This window comes from Psychromonas sp. MB-3u-54, from assembly GCF_002836415.1.
In the GTDB taxonomy this organism is placed as follows: domain Bacteria; phylum Pseudomonadota; class Gammaproteobacteria; order Enterobacterales; family Psychromonadaceae; genus Psychromonas.
In genome coordinates, this window is the sequence record NZ_PJBP01000106.1 from 1 (window position 1) to 17,942 (window position 17,942).

Below are 17,942 nucleotides of genomic sequence, written 5' to 3' on the forward strand. Positions count from 1 at the left end.
AATCGAAAGTGTACGCGTTTATCATTTAAGAAAAAGGGAGCCTTAAGTACAGCTCCCTTCCCGCCCATTAAAGCCGCCATGGATAGACTCAATTAGTCGGTTACTCAGCAGGTCAACTGCGTAAGTGACTAAATATAAAAGTATAAAATTATTTTTCCCGTTGATAAAACAGTGAACTGACGCACTCTATTTTCCATGTTTTTTTGAAAACAAAGGTAACAAGTTTATATTTTTGACTACCCTTAAACAAAGGTAATGAGATTAAATTACTTATTTTCATTAGTTATCGGCTAATGAGTTTTGACAAATATCAAGGATGAACAACTGCGTCTTGGTTGTTTGCACTTTTGCCTATGATCAGGGGGAATTATGAGTCTTTTAGAGCACTATCGTCAGCGTTACGACAATGTCAAAGAAGAAGAGATGTCCATTCAGGAATATCTGGCACTATGTAAGAAGGATCCTGGTACCTATGCTTCTGCGGCAGAAAGAATGCTAATGGCTATTGGTGAACCTGAACTGATCGATACTTCCCACGATCCTCGTTTAAGCCGCATTTTTTCCAATAAAGTCATCAAACGCTATGCCACGTTTGATGACTTCTACGGTATGGAAGAGTGCATTGAAAATATCGTTTCCTATTTTAAACATGCAGCACAAGGCCTGGAAGAAAGGAAACAAATCATTTATTTGCTGGGCCCCGTTGGTGGTGGTAAATCATCATTAGCAGAAAAGCTAAAATCACTGATGGAAAAACAGCCTATCTACTGCATTAAAGGCTCCCCGGTGTTTGAATCACCACTGGGTTTGTTTGATCCGGAAGAAGATGGACAAATACTCAGCGAAGATTATGGCATCGCGAAACGTTATATCAGCACTATAATGTCGCCCTGGGCAGGCAAACGCTTACAGGAATATAATGGTGATATCAGTCAATTTCGAGTGGTTAAAGTCTACCCTTCTATTCTTAATCAAATAGCGATTTCAAAAACCGAGCCGGGTGATGAAAATAATCAGGATATTTCATCTCTGGTAGGTAAGGTTGATATTCGCCAACTTGAAGATTTTTCGCAAAATGACGCCGATGCTTACAGTTTCTCGGGCGCTTTATGCCGCTCAAACCAAGGTTTGATGGAATTTGTGGAGATGTTTAAAGCGCCGATCAAGGTACTTCACCCGTTATTAACCGCCACCCAGGAGAGTAATTACAACAGTACTGAGGGCTTAAGTGCCATTCCCTTTGACGGTATTATTCTTGCTCATTCCAACGAATCAGAATGGCAAACCTTCAAAAACAATAAAAATAATGAAGCGTTTATTGATCGTGTCTACATTGTAAAAATTCCCTACTGCCTGCGGGTATCTGAAGAAATTAAAATTTATGAAAAATTATTAGAAAACAGTTCGTTGTATGCTGCGCATTGCGCCCCGGATACGCTCAGTATGCTCGCCAAGTTTGTTATTTTGTCGCGCTTGAAAGAGCCTGAAAATTCCAATACCTATTCAAAAATGAAGGTCTATGACGGTGAGAACTTAAAAGACAGGGATCCGAAAGCTAAATCGATGCAGGAATACAAAGATACAGCGGGTGTTGATGAAGCGATGGATGGTTTATCAACCCGCTTTGCTTTTAAAATACTCTCTAAAGTATTTAATTTTGATCCCACTGAAATTGCTGCCAATCCGGTACATTTATTGTATGTATTAGAACAGCAGATTGAACAGCAACAGTTTAAAAAAGAGTTACAGGAAAAATATTTAGCTTTTATAAAAGAATTTATTGCCCCGCGCTATATAGACTTTATCGGCAAAGAAATTCAAACCGCCTATTTAGAATCCTATGCTGAATACGGTCAAAATATCTTTGACCGTTATGTCACCTATGCTGATTTTTGGATTCAAGATCAAGACTTCAGAGCACCGGAAACCGGGGAAATGTTAGATCGAAATTCCCTTAATGAAGAGCTCGAAAAAATAGAAAAACCGGCGGGGATAAGTAATCCAAAAGATTTCCGTAATGAAGTGGTGAATTTTGTGCTGCGCGCACGCGCAAATAACGAAGGTAAAAATCCAAATTGGAACGGTTACCAGAAACTACGTACCGTTATAGAGAAAAAAATGTTCTCCAATACAGAAGATTTATTGCCGGTTATTTCATTTAATGCCAAAGCGTCAGCAGATGACCAGCATAAACACAAAGAATTTGTCGATCGTATGCAGGACCGGGGGTATACCGAAAAACAGGTGCGCTTACTTTCCGAATGGTATTTACGGGTTAGAAAATCACAATGATTTATCTGGGTTAACTTAGGGGAATGTAATGTTTTTTTATATTGATAAAAGTTCATTCCCTGCTATCAACTTTACCAATGGTGATTGCTTATGAGTTATATTGTTGATCGCAGGCTAAATGCCAAAAAAAAGAGCACGGTTAATAGACAGCGCTTTTTGAAACGTTATCGTAAACATATCAAAAAAGCGGTGACGGATGCAATAAGCCGCCGCTCAATAACCGATATCGAACATGGCGAGGAGATACATATTCCCGCAGACGATATGAAAGAGTCTTTTTTCCACCATGGTCAAGGGGGACATGCCGAACGCATATTACCCGGCAATCAAGATTTTATTGGTGGTGACCGCATTGAACGCCCCCCTTCCGGCGGTGGCTCGGGCAGTGGACCGGGTGCAAGTGATAGCGGGCAAGGTGAAGATGAATTTGTTTTTCAAATAACCCAGGCAGAGTTTCTTGATTTTATGTTTGATGAACTCGCCCTGCCTAATATGATTAAGCGCCAATTGGTCGGTAGCGATGAATTTAAACTTCGTCAGGCAGGTTTTAGTAATCAGGGCTCACCCGGTCAAGTTGATGTTGTTCGATCATTAAGATCAGCACATGCACGGCGCATTGCACTGACCTCCGGTAAGCGTAAAAAATTAAAAGAACTGGAACAACAGCTGCATTTATTAACGGCACAACAGCCCATTTTACAAAATCAGCTGGAGATTAAACAATTACGTGAAAAAATATCAGCGCTAAAATCACGCCTTAAGCGCGTTCCCTGGTTGGATGATTTTGATTTAAAATATCATCTGCGTGCTAAGGAACCGGCTCCGCAAGCTAAAGCGGTGATGTTTTGTATTATGGACGTTTCGGGCTCAATGAATCAGGCCACCAAAGAAATTGCGAAACGATTTTTTATTTTACTGTATCTGTTTATACAGCGAAATTATCAGCGTACGGAGATTGTTTTTATACGTCACCATACCGTCGCCATGGAGGTTGATGAGCAGGAATTTTTTTATTCACGAGAAACCGGCGGCACGATTGTATCCAGCGCATTAAAATTGATGGAGCAGATTATTGAACAGCGCTATCCGCTTGGCGACTGGAATATCTATGCGGCACAAGCATCCGATGGCGATAATTGGAATAATGACTCAGCCGTTTGTACAGAGGTTTTGTGCAAGGGACTGCTACCTAAATTACAATATTTTTCCTATATTGAGATCACCCCTAATGCTCACCAATTACTCTGGCATGCTTATCAGCAGGTAAAGGAAAATTTTCCTGAGACTTTTGCCATGGAACAGGTGGTTGATGCGGCTGAGATCTATACTGTATTTCGCGAAATATTTCACAAGCAGGTAATATGAAACAGAAACCGATTTCTACCACATCCGAATGGACCTTCGAACTGATTGAAGCCTATGACAGTGAAATAGGTAAAATAGCAGCTGAGTTTGGTCTGGATACTTATCCGAATCAAATTGAGGTTATCAGCTCTGAGCAGATGATGGATGCTTACGCCTCAACGGGAATGCCCTTGGGTTACCACCATTGGTCCTACGGCAAGCAGTTCATCAGTACCGAACGTTCCTACCAACGCGGGCATATGGGTCTGGCTTATGAAATAGTCATTAATTCAAATCCTTGTATTGCCTACCTGATGGAAGAAAATACGATGACCATGCAGGCATTGGTGATCGCCCATGCCTGTTACGGACACAACTCTTTTTTCAAAGGTAACTATTTATTTAAAACCTGGACAGATGCAGACGCTATTATCGACTATCTTCTTTTTGCTAAAAAATACATTGCTGAATGTGAAGAAAAGCACGGTATTAGTGCAGTGGAAAGTATTATTGATTCTTGCCACGCGATTATGAATTATGGCGTAGATCGTTATAAACGCCCTCACCCGATATCGGCTGAAAAGGAGCATAATCGTCAGCAAAAACGCGAAGAGAGTCGGCAAAAGATGGTCAATGATTTATGGCGCACAATACCCCAGGGAAAAACAGAAAATATCAACAACAGCAAGCACTTTCCCGAAGAGCCCGAGGAAAATATACTTTATTTTATCGAAAAAAATGCGCCCTTGTTACAATCATGGCAGAGAGAAGTGGTACGTATAGTGCGTAAAATATCTCAATATTTTTACCCGCAACGTCAAACTCAAGTAATGAATGAAGGTTGGGCGTGTTTTTGGCACTACACCCTGGTCAATGAAATGTACAATCGGGGATTGGTCACTGAAGGTTTTATATTGGAATTTTTACAATCACATACCAGCGTCATTTATCAGCCTCCTTTTGACAGTGAATATTTTAGCGGGATTAATCCTTATTCCCTCGGCTTTAGTATGATGACCGACATCCGCCGTATCTGCGAATATCCCAGCGATGAAGATAAACAATGGTTTCCCGAACTTGCCGGCAGTGATTGGAAAACAAGTTTGGATCAGGCAATGCGTAATTTTAAGGATGAAAGTTTTATTCTGCAGTATTTATCACCCAAAGTAATACGTGATTTAAAGCTGTTTTGTATTGTTGATGATGACAAAAACCCCTACATTGAAGTCAGCGCAATTCATGATAATGATGGCTACCAGCGTATTCGGGAATCACTTGCGGGTCTCTATAATTTAGGTGATCAGGAACCTGATATACAAGTTTACAGTGTTGATCTTGAAGGTGACCGCTCACTAACCCTTAACCACAAGCAGTATGACCGTAAACCATTGGGGGATTCAACGACCGAGGTTTTAAAGCATATTCATCGTTTATGGGGATTTGATATCCATTTACATTCCATAGAAAAAAAAGAGGTAACTAAAAGCTATCACTGTCCACCTGTCGGTGTTGCTGAAGCTCACCCCGCTAAAGCAAGGTGATGCTGCGAGCCTTCGATCTGCGAGCTTTCGAGCCTTCGAGCCTTCGAGCTTCGAGCTTCGAGCTTCGAGCCTTCGAGCCTTCGAGCCTTCGAGCCTTCGCGCTTTCCAGCTTCGAGCCTTGAGCGGCGAGCTCAATAGTTATCGGTAGGGTGCATTCCATGCACCGCAAGCAGCAGAAATCGGTGCGCGGAGCGCACCCTACTTCCAGCTTCCAGCTTTCGAGCTTTCGAGCTTTCGAGCTTCGAGCTTCGAGCCTTCGAGCTTCGAGCTTCGAGCCTTCGAGCTTCGAGCTTCGAGCCTTCGAGCTTCGAGCTTCGAGCTTCGAGCTTCGAGCTTCGAGCTTCGAGCCTTCGAGCTGCGAGCTTCGAGCTTTCGAGCTGCAAGCTGCAAGCTGCAAGCTCAATAGTTATCCGTAGGGTGCATTCCATGCACCGCAATCGGTGCGCGGAGCGCACCCTACTTTGAGCTTCGAGCTTTGCGCCTTCGGGCTTTCTAGCCTTCAAGCCTAGCTTTAAGCCGAACTCAGGTTAGTTATAAGCATTTTATTTGATACCAGACTCTTTTGCTTGCTTGATCAATTTCCAGGCAACACGGGCACATTTTTGTTTGCCATTGTTTATCTCTAATCCGATCCCGATACTTTGGCATAAGTACAAGTATGCACCTAATAGCCCCACGTCAGCGTATTTTGCAAAAAGGAAAGCACCTTGTTGGTAATCAGAATAGGCTTCGCGACACGTATTTAAATCAGTCAGAGCAAGCGGGTTCCAATCTTTGCATAAAATTTGACTTAACAGCGCGATAAAAAAGCCTTCTTCTTCACTGTAATTTTCATCCTGCAAAGTTTCAAATTTCTTTTTCTGCCGGTCTAACAGAGACATTAATCCCTGATTAGTTACGTCCTCCAAGTCAGGCTGTCCAACATATTTAAAATTGTTTTCATTGGTAAATTCGTATGGCGGTTCGCTTGCTGACAGGGATACTTCAAAAGAAACTAAAGGGTTATCGGCTTCTGCTGCGTTATAATCTACGCATATAACATTTTTTGATTGCGCTTCAGGCAGTCCTGTTAAGCTGTAATGTCCGATGACAACGGGTTTAACATGCCCCTGCTGCTCATAAGCCCGCCACCACCCAGGAATAATGCCCGTAATATCAAAAAGGGATTCATCCTTCGGAGGGTATTCAGCGCCCTTTAATAAGGTTTCAAATAATGCAAATAACGCATGGTTTGAATCAAATGCATTTCCCCAATACGCCTCTTTTAAACTATTATCATTATTCAGGTAGGGTTCAATGGCGTTAAGGGCAGGCTCATCCCAACAGGCATGGATCGCAGACACAGATTCAAAATCGATAAATAATGGCAGTTTTTTAAACCAATTTATCCAATAGAGATGTTGATCCGAACCTTCACCTAAGATCTCTAAAAAGCGTTGATGCTGCATAAAATTGTGAGCAGAGTGTGCCCTTGCCCACTCTCCCGGCCTCAATTCCGTGGCCCAACCTATTGCATTAAACTCGTCTTCACCCAGTAAACAACAGGCATGATTTTGAGCAACAAGAGACTCTACCAACTGCAGTAAACTTAACTGATCCGCCTCAACACCGGGGGTGCTATCAATAAGATTACCCATGAATACCAGTTGGGTGTGACCAACATTCGATTCAAGATTATCAAGATCAACAGACAGAAGATCAAGCAGCCTAAGCAGTTTTTTATATTGGCCGTGAATATCACCGATGAAATACAGCCGCTTTATATGAACATCATTTAACATATTAGAATCCAATAACGCTATGTTGATAGTGTGTGATTAAAAGTTTAGTTTAAATGTGTCAATTGAGTGGCTGATTTTGACGATAATAATGGCAATTGATTAGGGCTGCCAGTTTTTCTTCATTTTATTGATGGATAACAGGTCAACATCATGGCTGTTCGCATAGTTACCGGTACAGATTTTAATGCTTAATATGGCATTAAATAATTTAGCCTGCTTACGGTAAGGTGCTATTTCCCAATGCCGCACAAAAGTGTTCGCGATGACCACATCTTCACCTCGACTTAAATAATATTTGCATTGGTTTTGACACCATAAATGTGCTTCTTTTAATCGCCGAGCATCAAACTGGTATTCACCCTGTTTGTTTACAAAATACATATCCGCTTCTAAATGCACTGCATTTAATGTTTTTGCTAAGGTCGACTTACCACTGCCCGGTAATCCGCGAATTAAGGTGAGCTTAGGTCTGTTCAAATTATTTTCCCCTGCTGGTTTTCAAGTCAAGATTAGGCTTCAAAACAGGCTCTATTTCCGGAACGGCGGGTTTCATTTTTTTAATGGCATGATAATAAAGACTCCAAGCCATTAAACCCGCCAGAGCATTACCAAGCATGGCACCAATAATAACCCCCTCTAACAGCCACAACTGGCTTGCTATCCAGACGACAGGCAGGTAACAGAGGAACAGACGTAAGGTTGAAATAAGCAATGCGCGCATCGGCATTTCCAGTGAATTACAGACCGAAACCATTAACATGCAGACACCCAATGAACCTAAACTAATGGGTACCAGCAGTAAATACTGATAAATAACGCTTTGAACTTGACTGTCTGCACTGAAAAATGATGCTAAGGGCGCGGCAAAAACAAATAAAAGAGCGGCTAATATCGCCTGTAAAAGAAGACTAAAGATAACCACTATTTTAACTAAACTAATAATTTTCGTACAATCTTTGGCGCCATATAATCGCCCAACCATAGGCGGCAGTGACATGGTCAAGGCCAGCACAACAACTAAAGTAAAAAACTCAATGCGCGATGCCATTGCCCATCCGGCTACCGCAGCAGCCCCGAAAACGGCCACAATTTTAGTCACAAAAACAGATGCCAGCGGGGGTAATAATTGCCCCATCATAGCGGGCGTCATTATTGCGTTAACCTCTTTGATTGACTTCCATACGGGCAAAGAAGCCCAATCAAAGGAGATCCAGTTTTTGTTCACTAATTTAGGGAGAATAATGAACATGCCAATGCTGAATGAGCAGATGGTTGCGATCGCCGCCCCCTGCAAACCTAAATCGAAATAAAAGATAAAAATCGGGTCCAGGGCGATATTAATAATGCTGGTTGCCATCATTAAGATACCCGGTAGAAAATTGTTACCATGAGAGCGGCAAATACTATAAGTAAAATACAGCATTGCACCTAACCATGCACTGCATAACCACGTAGGCCAGTATTGATTTATATAGGGATTCACATCAGCTGATGCGCCTAACAGGGTTAATATTTGCTGGCGCATAAACCACATAATAAGTGCGATGACAAAGACGCCAACGGCGCCCATTATAATGACTAACCCGCCAATCTGTCTGGCTCTATTGTCCTTTTTTTGGCCTAACATTCTTGAAATAACCGCCGTTGTAGCAATACCTAATCCCACCTGCAGACCAATAACCAGCATCTGTAATGGCATAGTAAAACCCTGTGCTGCTAATGGCAAAACGCCTAGTTGACTTATAAAAGCACTGTCTGCCAGTTGAAAGCTCATTAAAGACAAAATGCCAAAGACCATTGGCCAGGTTTGCTTAAAAATATCTCTGGCGAGGGCGATTATTTCTGTTCTGTTCATGTTGACCTTCAAGCTGCTTAAAATAATAATGACAAGCCGAAGATAATAACATTATCAAGCAGGGATTGGGGGAAAAACATACGGAGTTGGTATTAGGGTCTGTTGGCCTTTAGAGTACAAATTTCGTTCAATCTAAAAGTGTTCTGAGCAAGGCATGCCTCGTTCACATAGTTATTCTATGTAAACGACGCATAACGCAGCGCAGGAGACTTTTAGATGAACCCGAAGGGCAGCATTTGTGGATACGTTCGTATAGGTTATCGCTTGCTTATGTAGAATAACTACACGGTGCAGGCTCTGCCTTGTATAAAGCACCCACAAATTGCTGCAAAAATGCACACGAAAGGTCAAAAGATCCTCGTATTACATCAGAAATTTATCTGCAAACAGGGCTATAAATAACAGGGTTAAATGGAGAATCGAATATTTAAAAAGATCCAACGCAGCATAGGATGTTTCCGATAATTTTAATGCCGCAGCCTTATAGATAAAAATAACATTGATCAGCGTAGCGACGAATAAATACAGGTAACCCGACATATGGATTAAAAAAGGTAAAAAACACACGACTGTCAATAATAAGCTGTATAACAGAATGCAGGTTTTGGTGAAATCAATGCCGTGGGTGACCGGCAACATGGGTATTTTAGCTTTTGCATAATCGGCCTTACGGTGAATCGCCAGCGCCCAAAAATGGGGAGGAGTCCAGGTGAAGATGATCATCACTAAGATCCACGGTTGTGCGGCTAATTCTCCGGTTTCAGAAATCCACCCCAGAAGAGGCGGCATGGCGCCCGCTAATCCACCGATCACAATATTTTGCGGTGTGGCACGCTTTAAAAACATAGTGTATACAAAGGCATAACCCACCAGCGCAAACAGCGTCATTTGTGCCGTTAACCAATTTGCGGCAAAGACCAGCAAACAAAAACCTAAGGCTCCGATGCCAGCGGAAAAAATCAAGGCTTGCCGGCGAGACACGGCCTTTCTCACTAACGGGCGGTTTTTTGTGCGCGTCATTTTTGCGTCAATTTTACTGTCTACGATATGATTAATCACCGCAGCACTACTCGATAATAAACCTATTCCGAGTAAACTTAACAGCTGCACGAAATAACCGCGTCCCATGTCAGGCGCCAGAGCGAGTCCGACCAATGCGGTTAATACCAGTAACGCCACCACCTTGATTTTGCACAGCTCTAAATAGTCACTTATGTTAGGCGCGTGACGCTCAACTAAAGGAGGCTTATTTAATGAAGTGCTGACTGTTGCTGTATTGTGACTGAGACTATTCGCCATTATTTCTCTCCTGAAAAAGTATTAAAACCGGCAGCCGACTTATTTGGCAATGCTAATAATTTCACGTAATAGGTTAATCTAATTAAACTCAGCAGTAACATTGCCGCCATTAAATTATGTGCCAATGCGATGCTTATCGGAAAAGTCCAATAAACTAAAAAAACGCCCAATGAAACCTGGCAGATAACCAGCAAGATCACCAGCAAAGCACTGTTTTTCACTTTATTCGATTGGCTTGACCAATAAATTTTTATTGCCACTACTAAAAGAGTAATGGCGGTGATGACGGCCCAGAATCGGTGTGCCACATGGATAGACATGCGCGCCTGCGGCGATAACACTCCATATTCATAATGACCGGATGTCGCTGGTAACTGAAAAACGTCTAAAATTGAAAAATTTTGCTGCCAGGTGCCTGCGTTCCATCCGCCGCTGCATAATGGTAAACCGCTGCAATAGGGCGCAGCATAATTAGCTGCCAACCACCCTCCCAAAGCGATTTGTATCAGCAAGACAAACAAGGCGCTTAGACACCATAATAAATAGTTTTGACTGCCAGAATCACCGCTGACTGACGGTTTACTGATAAGACGCAGATAGAGCAGAGTTGATAAACTCAATATGGCAAAACCGCCGAGCAGATGCCCCATTACAATCAGAGGCTGGAGCTGCATAGTCACGGTTAACATGCCAAGGAATGCCTGAAACAGCACCAGCACAACCAGCAGTGCGGGTAATTTCAGCGGCATTAAAGCATTCACGGAGCACTTTTCTTTATTGCTTGATGATTGAAGGCCTAAGACTTTTCGATTGTTAAACACAGACCATAATAAAATAGCCAGAAGCATTAAACCGAGCGTTCCGGCAAAGTATCGGTGGATCATCTCTTTCCAGGCTTTTGCGGATTCAAAGACTAAATCCATCGTACCCGGTTGACTGTGTTTTGCTGTAAGGCTTGCATCTAAGACGGCCGGCACCGTTAAAGAACCATAACACCCGGGCCAATCCGGGCAACCTAAACCGGCATCGCTTAAGCGGGTATAGGCGCCTAAACCGACCACTAAAACAGATAATAGACAACTCAATAGGACTAATTTTTTATAGCGATTATTGATGATATTTACGCCTGCTTTTTGCATTTTCATCTAACCTTCCCGATGTTTAAAAAGAGCTACGAGTTGCGAGCCTTCGAGCTACGAGCTGCGAGCTGCGAGTTGCGAGCTTCGAGTTGCGAGCTTCGAGTTGCGAGCTGCGAGCTGCGAGTTGCGAGCTTCGAGCTGCGAGCTGCGAGCCTTCGAGCTGCGAGCCTTCGAGCTGCGAGCCTTCGAGCCTTCGAGCTACGAGTTGCGAGCTTCGAGTTGCGAGCTGCGAGCTGCGAGCTGCGAGCTGCGAGCTTCGAGTTGCGAGCTTCGAGTTGCGAGCTTCGAGTTGCGAGCCTTCGAGCTGCGAGCCTTCGAGCTGCGAGCCTTCGAGCCTTCGAGCTGCGAGCCTTTGAGCCTTCGAGCTGCGAGCTGCGAGCCTTCGAGCTGCGAGCCTTCGAGCTGCGAGCCTTTGAGCCTTCGAGCCTTCGAGCCTTTGAGCCTTCAAGCCTTCGAGCTGCGAGCTGCGAGCCTTCGAGCCTTCGAGCCTTCGAGCTGCGAGCCTTCGAGCTGCGAGCCTTCGAGCTACGAGTTGCGAGCCTTCGAGCTGCGAGCCTTCGAGCTGCGAGCTGCGAGCCTTCGAGCTGCGAGCCTTCGAGCCTTCGAGCCTTTGAGCCTTTGAGCCTTCATGCCTTCATGCCTTTGAGCCTTCATGCCTTCATGCCTTTATGCCTTCATGCCTTTGAGCCTTCATGCCTTCATGCCTTTGAACCTTTGAGCTTCGAGTTAGGCGCTGCGCGCGTAATTTAGTAATTTTTTAAGATCTTTGATTAACCCTTTGGCGGTTAATTGATTACGGTGCAGATCCGAGACAAGAGGATAATAAAATACAATAAGCCCCATATGATCGATTAAATATAAAACCTCGGGTTTAAGATTATCATTGGCTAGCGCGTAATTTTTAAAACCCTCAACAGCCGGACCTTTTTCTCCTAATAACACCAGTTCGACTTTGCTTTGATTTTTTCCTAATGCGATATATAACTTTTTCACTTGATCCCGGTACGCGGAGCAGATCTCAGTACAGCTTTCATCGGCAACTAAACCAATGGACCAGGGTTTAGGATCAATATCAGCCCACTCGCTTAATTTAACTTCAGGGGTTAAAAATTTTCCATTATTAACTGTGTTACCCGGTAACCAGTCCAATTTTAAGACCAGCATCGCCAACGCTAAGGGCAAAATAAAACTGATCACAAATAAGGAGATTAATTTTTTATTATTCATTACTTTTTCCAAATATTAGAATTAATGGCTGGTCTCTTTTTTTTCATCACCCGACCATTGTCTTGCTGATACTGATGACGCATTGCAAAAACAAATACCAGCACAGCCGATAAAGCGATCAGTAACCATTGCAAAGCATAAGCCAAATGTTTTTCGGGCGGCATAATAACGGGCTGATAGTGAGGTTGTGCAAAACTGTCCTTATCAACTGCATAAGCCATAAAATCAACAATTTGTGCCTGACTTTGCTGCGCTTGCTGGGGGATATCAATAAATTGAATTCGCTTCGGCCATCCTCTGCCGGCAATCTCTGCCCCGGGCAAATAAAAACCGGCTAAATCCCCCTGTTTTAACTGCACGGTGATACTTAATGGTTGCTCGGGCAACTGGACTTGCGGTAGTTTGCTACGACTCAGCTCTTGCGCTACCCAGCCAAAATTAACTAATAAACCGAGCGTACTGCCCGTTGGATAAAAGAGGGCAAGAACATCGTATCCCGGCCGCCCGTTTAGGGTGCGATTATCCAACAACCAGTATTTTTCACTTTGTACTTTGCCCTGCAATTGCAGGCGTAATCCGGTTTTATCCAGTGTTTCAGGCAACAGGGTTAAACCGGACCAACTCAATACCCCTTTTTGCTGCATCCTCTCAATATTATTCAACCTACGTTGTTTCTGATCTGCTCTCTGCCATTGCCAATTGGCCAGTCCGATACAGACCACCACCACAACCACCACTAATGAAGATGAAATAACCGGCAGTTTCAACATTTAAAGCACATAAACAAAAAAGAATAAACACAGCCACACAATATCGACAAAATGCCAATACCAAGTAGCGGCCTCAAAAGCAAAATGGTTATCTTTATTAAAATGTCCTTTAAAGATTCGCAGCGTAACAATCAACAATAATATCGCCCCTAAGGTCACGTGCATGCCATGAAAACCGGTTAACAGATAAAAGACATTACCGTAAATACCCGATGCAAGGGTTAACCCTAATTCATGGTATGCATGGATATATTCTGTCACTTGAAAGTATAAAAAAGCGAATCCCAGTAATACACTGATTATCATAAAAGCTTTTAATTGCGTACGTTTTCCTGCAAGTAAAGCGTGATGCGCAAAATGCACGGTGACGGAAGAGGTTAGAAGGATAAAAGTATTTAACAAGGGCAGGCCAAACCAGCCCATTGCCTGAGTCGTCTCGCCCGAGGGGGTTGTTGTTAATGGCCAGACAGATTGAAATTCCGGCCATAACAACTCATTGGTCATCGCATTATTACCCTCCCCCCCTAACCAGGGAACAGAAAACATACGCGCATAAAATAACACCCCGAAAAAGACCAGAAAAAACATCACTTCAGAAAAAATAAACCACCACATCGACTGGCGAAATGAAAAATCCATCTGCGACGAATAAAGCCCGGACATGGATTCATGAACGACATTTTTAATCCAACCAAACAGCATAAAAAACAGCACAGCAAACCCGGTCATCAATAGATAGGATCCCGATGTCCCCTGTTTACCGATTTGCATCACGGTTAAACCGGCCCCCGATGCAATACAAAACAGAGCAACAGCGCCGACTATTGGCCAGTGGCTTTGCGTTGGTACATAGTACTTATCATAACGGGTGGCAGCTGCAGATTTCATCTATTAACCCCTTAAAGTCAGTTATCCGTAACGATGTCAAACACAGTGTAGGACAAGGTTAACTCTTCTATATTCGGTGTTATTTCGGTATCTATATAAAACAGCAGGATCAGAGAGACTTTCTCACCCGGTTGTAATATTTGCTGGGTAAAACAAAAACATTCAACTTTGTGCATGTATTGCGCCGCAAGGCCAGGGCTAATCGACGGCACAGCCTGCATTGTTCGACTTTCATTACTGAGGTTATGAGCACTGAACGTGACTTGATTCATTTCACCGGGTTTAACGGTCACCCGCGCTTGATCAACGGTCACTTCAAAGGGAGCCCCATTTTGCACATGGGTTAAAAAACCGACGCCTACTTGCCTGTTAAGGTCAACCGCAGTGCTTACTTCTGCCCGCGCTAATGAGGGTTTACCGTTAAGACCGGTGATATCACAAAAAACGTTATATAGCGGGACTAAGGCAAAGGCAAAAGCGAACATAGCAACACTGGCTATCACCAATTTTTTAAATAACTTAGTATTTTTACTCATTGACTAATCATTATTTAATCACGGGTGGAGTAGCAAAGGTATGATGCGGCGCAGGAGAAGGCACATCCCATTCTAAACCCTCTGCGGCTTGCCAGACGTTTGCCGGTACTTTTTCTCCCCCTCTAACACATTTTAAAACCACCCAGACAAATAATAGTTGGGATAAACCAAAGGCAAAACCACCGATACTGATAATGGCGTTGAAATCTGCAAACTGCAGCGCATAATCTGGAATACGACGGGGCATGCCCGCTAATCCGACAAAATGCATCGGGAAAAAAAGGATATTTACGCTGATTAATGATAACCAAAAATGTGTTTTTGCAAGCCTGATATCAAACATGTGACCGGACCATTTTGGCAGCCAATAATAAACGCCGGCCATAATTGAAAATACGGCACCGGTCACTAATACATAATGGAAATGTGCCACTACAAAGTAGGTATCATGGTACTGGAAATCAGCCGGAGTAATGGCTAACATCAGGCCGGAAAATCCGCCTATGGTAAACAAAACAATAAAGGCAATGGCAAATAACATCGGCACTTCAAAGGAGATCGCACCTCGCCACATAGTGGCCACCCAGTTAAAGATTTTCACCCCGGTGGGCACCGAGATAAGCATAGTGCTATACATAAAAAACAATTCGGCAGCTAAGGGCATACCGGTAGTAAACATATGATGCATCCAGACCACAAAAGATAATATTGCGATTGAACCGGTGGCATAAACCATCGAATGGTAACCAAAGAGTTTTTTACGGGAGAAGGTCGGTACTATGGTAGAAATGATACCGAATGCGGGCAAGATCATAATATAAACTTCAGGGTGACCAAAGAACCAGAATATATGCTGGAACATCACCGGATCCCCACCGCCCACGGCATTAAAGAAGTCAGTGCCAAAGTATTTATCGGTTAACACCATAGTCACGGCACCGGCCAATACGGGCATCACCGCAATTAATAAAAAAGCAGTAATAAGCCATGTCCAAACGAACATTGGCGTCTTCATCCAGGTCATACCGGGGGCGCGCAAATTCACAATAGTGACAATAACGTTAATCGCTCCCATTATTGAACTAATCCCCATGATATGTACGGCAAAAACAAACATGGCCGTATTATCATTACTATAGGTTGTTGATAATGGAGCATAAAAAGTCCATCCAAAGGCCGGACCACCGCCTTCCATAAATAACGATCCTAACAACATGGCAAAAGCAAAGGGCAAAATCCAAAAGCTCCAGTTATTCATGCGCGGTAACGCCATATCGGGTGCACCGATCATCAACGGGATCATCCAATTCGCCAGACCGACAAAAGCCGGCATAACTGCACCAAAGACCATAATCAAACCATGAACCGTGACCATTTGGTTATAAAAATGGGGTTCCATAAGCTGCAGACCGGGTTGGAATAATTCCGCCCTAATCAGCATCGCCATGGCACCGCCAATCAAGAACATCAGTAATGAAAAACCTAAATAGAGCGTGCCGATATCTTTATGGTTAGTACTAAAGAACCAGCGTTTAAACCCTGTCGGCGCGTGATGTTCATGTTGCTCGGTGGCTTGAGGATAAGAATCTTGAGTGTTATCGGCTGCACCTGTCATTACTGTTCTCCCTTAATTGCCTGCTCAATATCGTTGGGTTGCACCAGGTCACCCGACTCATTACCCCAGGCATTACGCTCATAGGTGATAATAGCCGCTAACTGTTCAGCGCTTAGTTGCTGTGCGAAAGCTTGCATTGCGGTTCCAGCTTTACCTTTTAATACAATATTTAGGTGTTCAGAGACCGCCCCTTTGACTATTGGACTGTCTTTTAATGCTGGGAAGGCACTTGGGATACCCAGACCATTCGGTTGATGACAAGCCGCACAGAAAGTCAAATAATGCTGTTCACCAGAGGTCATAAGCTGCCCTTTGGTGAGCTTCGACAAGGGTAAATCCTGCGTGGTTTTATTCGCCGGGACCGCTTCCTTAATATCTTCAACGGCTTCAACGGCAACAGCCTGTGATGTTTTTATTGCTGCCTGCGCTGGATCGCTTTCCTGTGGATTCATAGCATCACTAATTTGAATCGGCTGCACCAAATCTCCCGTATTATTTCCCCATGCATTACGTTCATAGGTGATAATAGCGGCTAATTCTTTAAGTGATAACTGCTTTGCAAAGGACTGCATCGCAGTGCCTGCTTTACCGTTTAGGACAATATCTAGATGCGCATCTAGATCTCCCATTGCTATCGCACTGCCTTTTAATGCGGGAAAAACGCCCGGCAATCCAGCCCCCGTTGGTTGATGGCAAACAGAACAATTACCCACATAGACCTGTTCACCCAGGGTCATGAGTTCCTCTTTAGAGAAGCTGGTAGACTGTGACGCCAGGGCTTCCTGCGCTTCGTTTTGTTTGGCTATTTTTGCCTGGGCCAACCAATCATCAAAATCATTTTCGGTCATCGCATTAACCACGATCGGCATAAAACCGTGATTTTTACCGCATAACTCAGCACATTGACCACGATAGATACCAATCTCATTAACACGTGCCCAAGCTTCATTAATAAAGCCCGGGACCGCATCTTGTTTTATTGCAAAATCGGGGACCCACCAGGAGTGAATAACATCATCGGAGGTGATTACAAAACGTACTTTTTTATTAATTGGGACAACCAAAGGCTTGTCAACTTCAAGGAGATAGGTGGGTGTTTTTTCTGCCTGATTGTTTATTTGTGCCTGCGGGGTAGAAATAACCGAATAAAAATCTATATCGAGGATTTCATTATTATAACTAAGGTACTGATAATGCCACTTCCATTGCGAGCCCGTTACCTTAATGGTGATATCCGCTTTACTGTTATCCTCCATCGCAATCAGGGTTTTGGTGGCTGGGATTGCCATCGCGATTAAAATAACAAATGGAATGGCTGTCCATAACACTTCGATTTTAGTACTTTCATGGAATTGGGCGGGTTTAAAACCTTTGGATTTACGATGATGAAAAATAGACCAGAACATAATGCCAAAGACGACCAGGGCAATCGCACAACAGATAAGAAAAATAGTCATATGCAGTTGATATACATCTTCACTGATATCAGTAACGCCCCCCCTCATATTAAAGGCGCTGTTTGCAAAACTTAATTGAGGACTAAGCAGAATGGATAAAAAAGCAGCTCGAATAACAATCATGCAACATTTCCTTTTAGGCGGAACGTAATGATAAATGACAGTAATATCTGGTACCCGTTTAGATAAAGAGTGCTA

14 protein-coding genes are annotated in these 17,942 nt (G+C 43.4%); 3 read left to right on the plus strand and 11 right to left on the minus strand.

Annotated elements, in window-relative coordinates; translation table 11 throughout:
* Positions 1 to 369 precede the first annotated feature (369 nt).
* The 3 genes from CXF72_RS04625 (at position 370) to CXF72_RS04635 (ending at position 5,177) form a co-directional block, all read left to right on the plus strand.
* Entirely contained in the window at positions 370 to 2,292 is a 1,923-nt protein-coding gene (locus tag CXF72_RS04625; RefSeq protein ID WP_101037188.1) for a PrkA family serine protein kinase, read from the plus strand.
* A gap of 90 nt (positions 2,293 to 2,382) precedes the next feature.
* Positions 2,383 to 3,657 carry a YeaH/YhbH family protein gene (locus CXF72_RS04630; protein WP_101037190.1) on the plus strand — a complete coding sequence of 425 codons (1,275 nt, stop codon included), beginning with the start codon at positions 2,383 to 2,385 and terminating at the stop codon, positions 3,655 to 3,657.
* Positions 3,654 to 5,177: a SpoVR family protein gene (locus CXF72_RS04635; RefSeq protein WP_101037192.1), complete on the plus strand. Its 1,524-nt coding sequence runs from the start codon at positions 3,654 to 3,656 to the stop codon at positions 5,175 to 5,177. The genes CXF72_RS04630 and CXF72_RS04635 overlap by 4 nt, the downstream gene beginning before the upstream one ends.
* Before the next feature lie 542 nt (positions 5,178 to 5,719).
* Here the strand turns inward: CXF72_RS04635 and CXF72_RS04645 are convergent.
* From CXF72_RS04645 to coxB, 11 genes are all read right to left on the minus strand, one after another.
* Positions 5,720 to 6,958: a metallophosphoesterase gene (locus CXF72_RS04645; RefSeq protein WP_198552500.1), complete on the minus strand. Its 1,239-nt coding sequence runs from the start codon at positions 6,956 to 6,958 to the stop codon at positions 5,720 to 5,722.
* A 99-nt stretch (positions 6,959 to 7,057) separates the two neighbouring features.
* The gene (locus tag CXF72_RS04650; RefSeq protein WP_101037197.1) at positions 7,058 to 7,435 is read right to left on the minus strand and encodes an AAA family ATPase; all 378 of its coding nucleotides are present in this window, start codon (positions 7,433 to 7,435) and stop codon (positions 7,058 to 7,060) included.
* 1 nt (position 7,436) lies between these two features.
* Positions 7,437 to 8,813: an MATE family efflux transporter gene (locus tag CXF72_RS04655; protein ID WP_101037199.1), complete on the minus strand. Its 1,377-nt coding sequence runs from the start codon at positions 8,811 to 8,813 to the stop codon at positions 7,437 to 7,439.
* 363 nt (positions 8,814 to 9,176) lie between these two features.
* Complete coding sequence (gene cyoE / locus CXF72_RS04665) at positions 9,177 to 10,112, minus strand: heme o synthase (protein ID WP_101037201.1); 936 nt, start codon at positions 10,110 to 10,112, stop codon at positions 9,177 to 9,179.
* Positions 10,112 to 11,251, minus strand: a complete 1,140-nt coding sequence (locus CXF72_RS04670; RefSeq protein WP_442966027.1) for a COX15/CtaA family protein — start codon at positions 11,249 to 11,251, stop codon at positions 10,112 to 10,114. The genes cyoE and CXF72_RS04670 overlap by 1 nt, the downstream gene beginning before the upstream one ends.
* Before the next feature lie 726 nt (positions 11,252 to 11,977).
* Positions 11,978 to 12,478, minus strand: a complete 501-nt coding sequence (locus tag CXF72_RS04680) for a transmembrane cytochrome oxidase associated protein (protein WP_101037204.1) — start codon at positions 12,476 to 12,478, stop codon at positions 11,978 to 11,980.
* A complete protein-coding gene (locus CXF72_RS04685; protein ID WP_101037206.1) occupies positions 12,478 to 13,248 on the minus strand; it encodes an SURF1 family protein in 771 nt (256 codons plus the stop codon). The genes CXF72_RS04680 and CXF72_RS04685 overlap by 1 nt, the downstream gene beginning before the upstream one ends.
* A complete protein-coding gene (locus CXF72_RS04690; protein WP_101037208.1) occupies positions 13,249 to 14,136 on the minus strand; it encodes a cytochrome c oxidase subunit 3 in 888 nt (295 codons plus the stop codon).
* A gap of 17 nt (positions 14,137 to 14,153) precedes the next feature.
* Positions 14,154 to 14,672, minus strand: a complete 519-nt coding sequence (locus CXF72_RS04695; protein WP_101037210.1) for a cytochrome c oxidase assembly protein — start codon at positions 14,670 to 14,672, stop codon at positions 14,154 to 14,156.
* 10 nt (positions 14,673 to 14,682) lie between these two features.
* On the minus strand, positions 14,683 to 16,287 hold the full coding sequence (ctaD, locus tag CXF72_RS04700; protein ID WP_101037213.1) for a cytochrome c oxidase subunit I: 1,605 nt from the start codon (positions 16,285 to 16,287) through the stop codon (positions 14,683 to 14,685).
* Entirely contained in the window at positions 16,287 to 17,867 is a 1,581-nt protein-coding gene (gene coxB / locus CXF72_RS04705; protein WP_101037215.1) for a cytochrome c oxidase subunit II, read from the minus strand. The genes ctaD and coxB overlap by 1 nt, the downstream gene beginning before the upstream one ends.
* Between the last annotated feature and the right edge of the window lie 75 nt (positions 17,868 to 17,942).

What these genes read in the sequence shown, in the direction of transcription:
- CXF72_RS04625 (WP_101037188.1), top strand. Translation starts at nt 370, where the DNA reads ATGAGTCTTTTAGAGCACTATCGTCAGCGTTACGACAATGTCAAAGAA.
- CXF72_RS04630 (WP_101037190.1), top strand. Translation starts at nt 2,383, where the DNA reads ATGAGTTATATTGTTGATCGCAGGCTAAATGCCAAAAAAAAGAGCACG.
- CXF72_RS04635 (WP_101037192.1), top strand. Translation starts at nt 3,654, where the DNA reads ATGAAACAGAAACCGATTTCTACCACATCCGAATGGACCTTCGAACTG.
- CXF72_RS04645 (WP_198552500.1), bottom strand. Translation starts at nt 6,958, where the DNA reads ATGTTAAATGATGTTCATATAAAGCGGCTGTATTTCATCGGTGATATT.
- CXF72_RS04655 (WP_101037199.1), bottom strand. Translation starts at nt 8,813, where the DNA reads ATGAACAGAACAGAAATAATCGCCCTCGCCAGAGATATTTTTAAGCAA.
- cyoE (WP_101037201.1), bottom strand. Translation starts at nt 10,112, where the DNA reads ATGGCGAATAGTCTCAGTCACAATACAGCAACAGTCAGCACTTCATTA.
- CXF72_RS04670 (WP_442966027.1), bottom strand. Translation starts at nt 11,251, where the DNA reads ATGCAAAAAGCAGGCGTAAATATCATCAATAATCGCTATAAAAAATTA.
- CXF72_RS04680 (WP_101037204.1), bottom strand. Translation starts at nt 12,478, where the DNA reads ATGAATAATAAAAAATTAATCTCCTTATTTGTGATCAGTTTTATTTTG.
- CXF72_RS04685 (WP_101037206.1), bottom strand. Translation starts at nt 13,248, where the DNA reads ATGTTGAAACTGCCGGTTATTTCATCTTCATTAGTGGTGGTTGTGGTG.
- CXF72_RS04690 (WP_101037208.1), bottom strand. Translation starts at nt 14,136, where the DNA reads ATGAAATCTGCAGCTGCCACCCGTTATGATAAGTACTATGTACCAACG.
- CXF72_RS04695 (WP_101037210.1), bottom strand. Translation starts at nt 14,672, where the DNA reads ATGAGTAAAAATACTAAGTTATTTAAAAAATTGGTGATAGCCAGTGTT.
- ctaD (WP_101037213.1), bottom strand. Translation starts at nt 16,287, where the DNA reads ATGACAGGTGCAGCCGATAACACTCAAGATTCTTATCCTCAAGCCACC.
- coxB (WP_101037215.1), bottom strand. Translation starts at nt 17,867, where the DNA reads ATGATTGTTATTCGAGCTGCTTTTTTATCCATTCTGCTTAGTCCTCAA.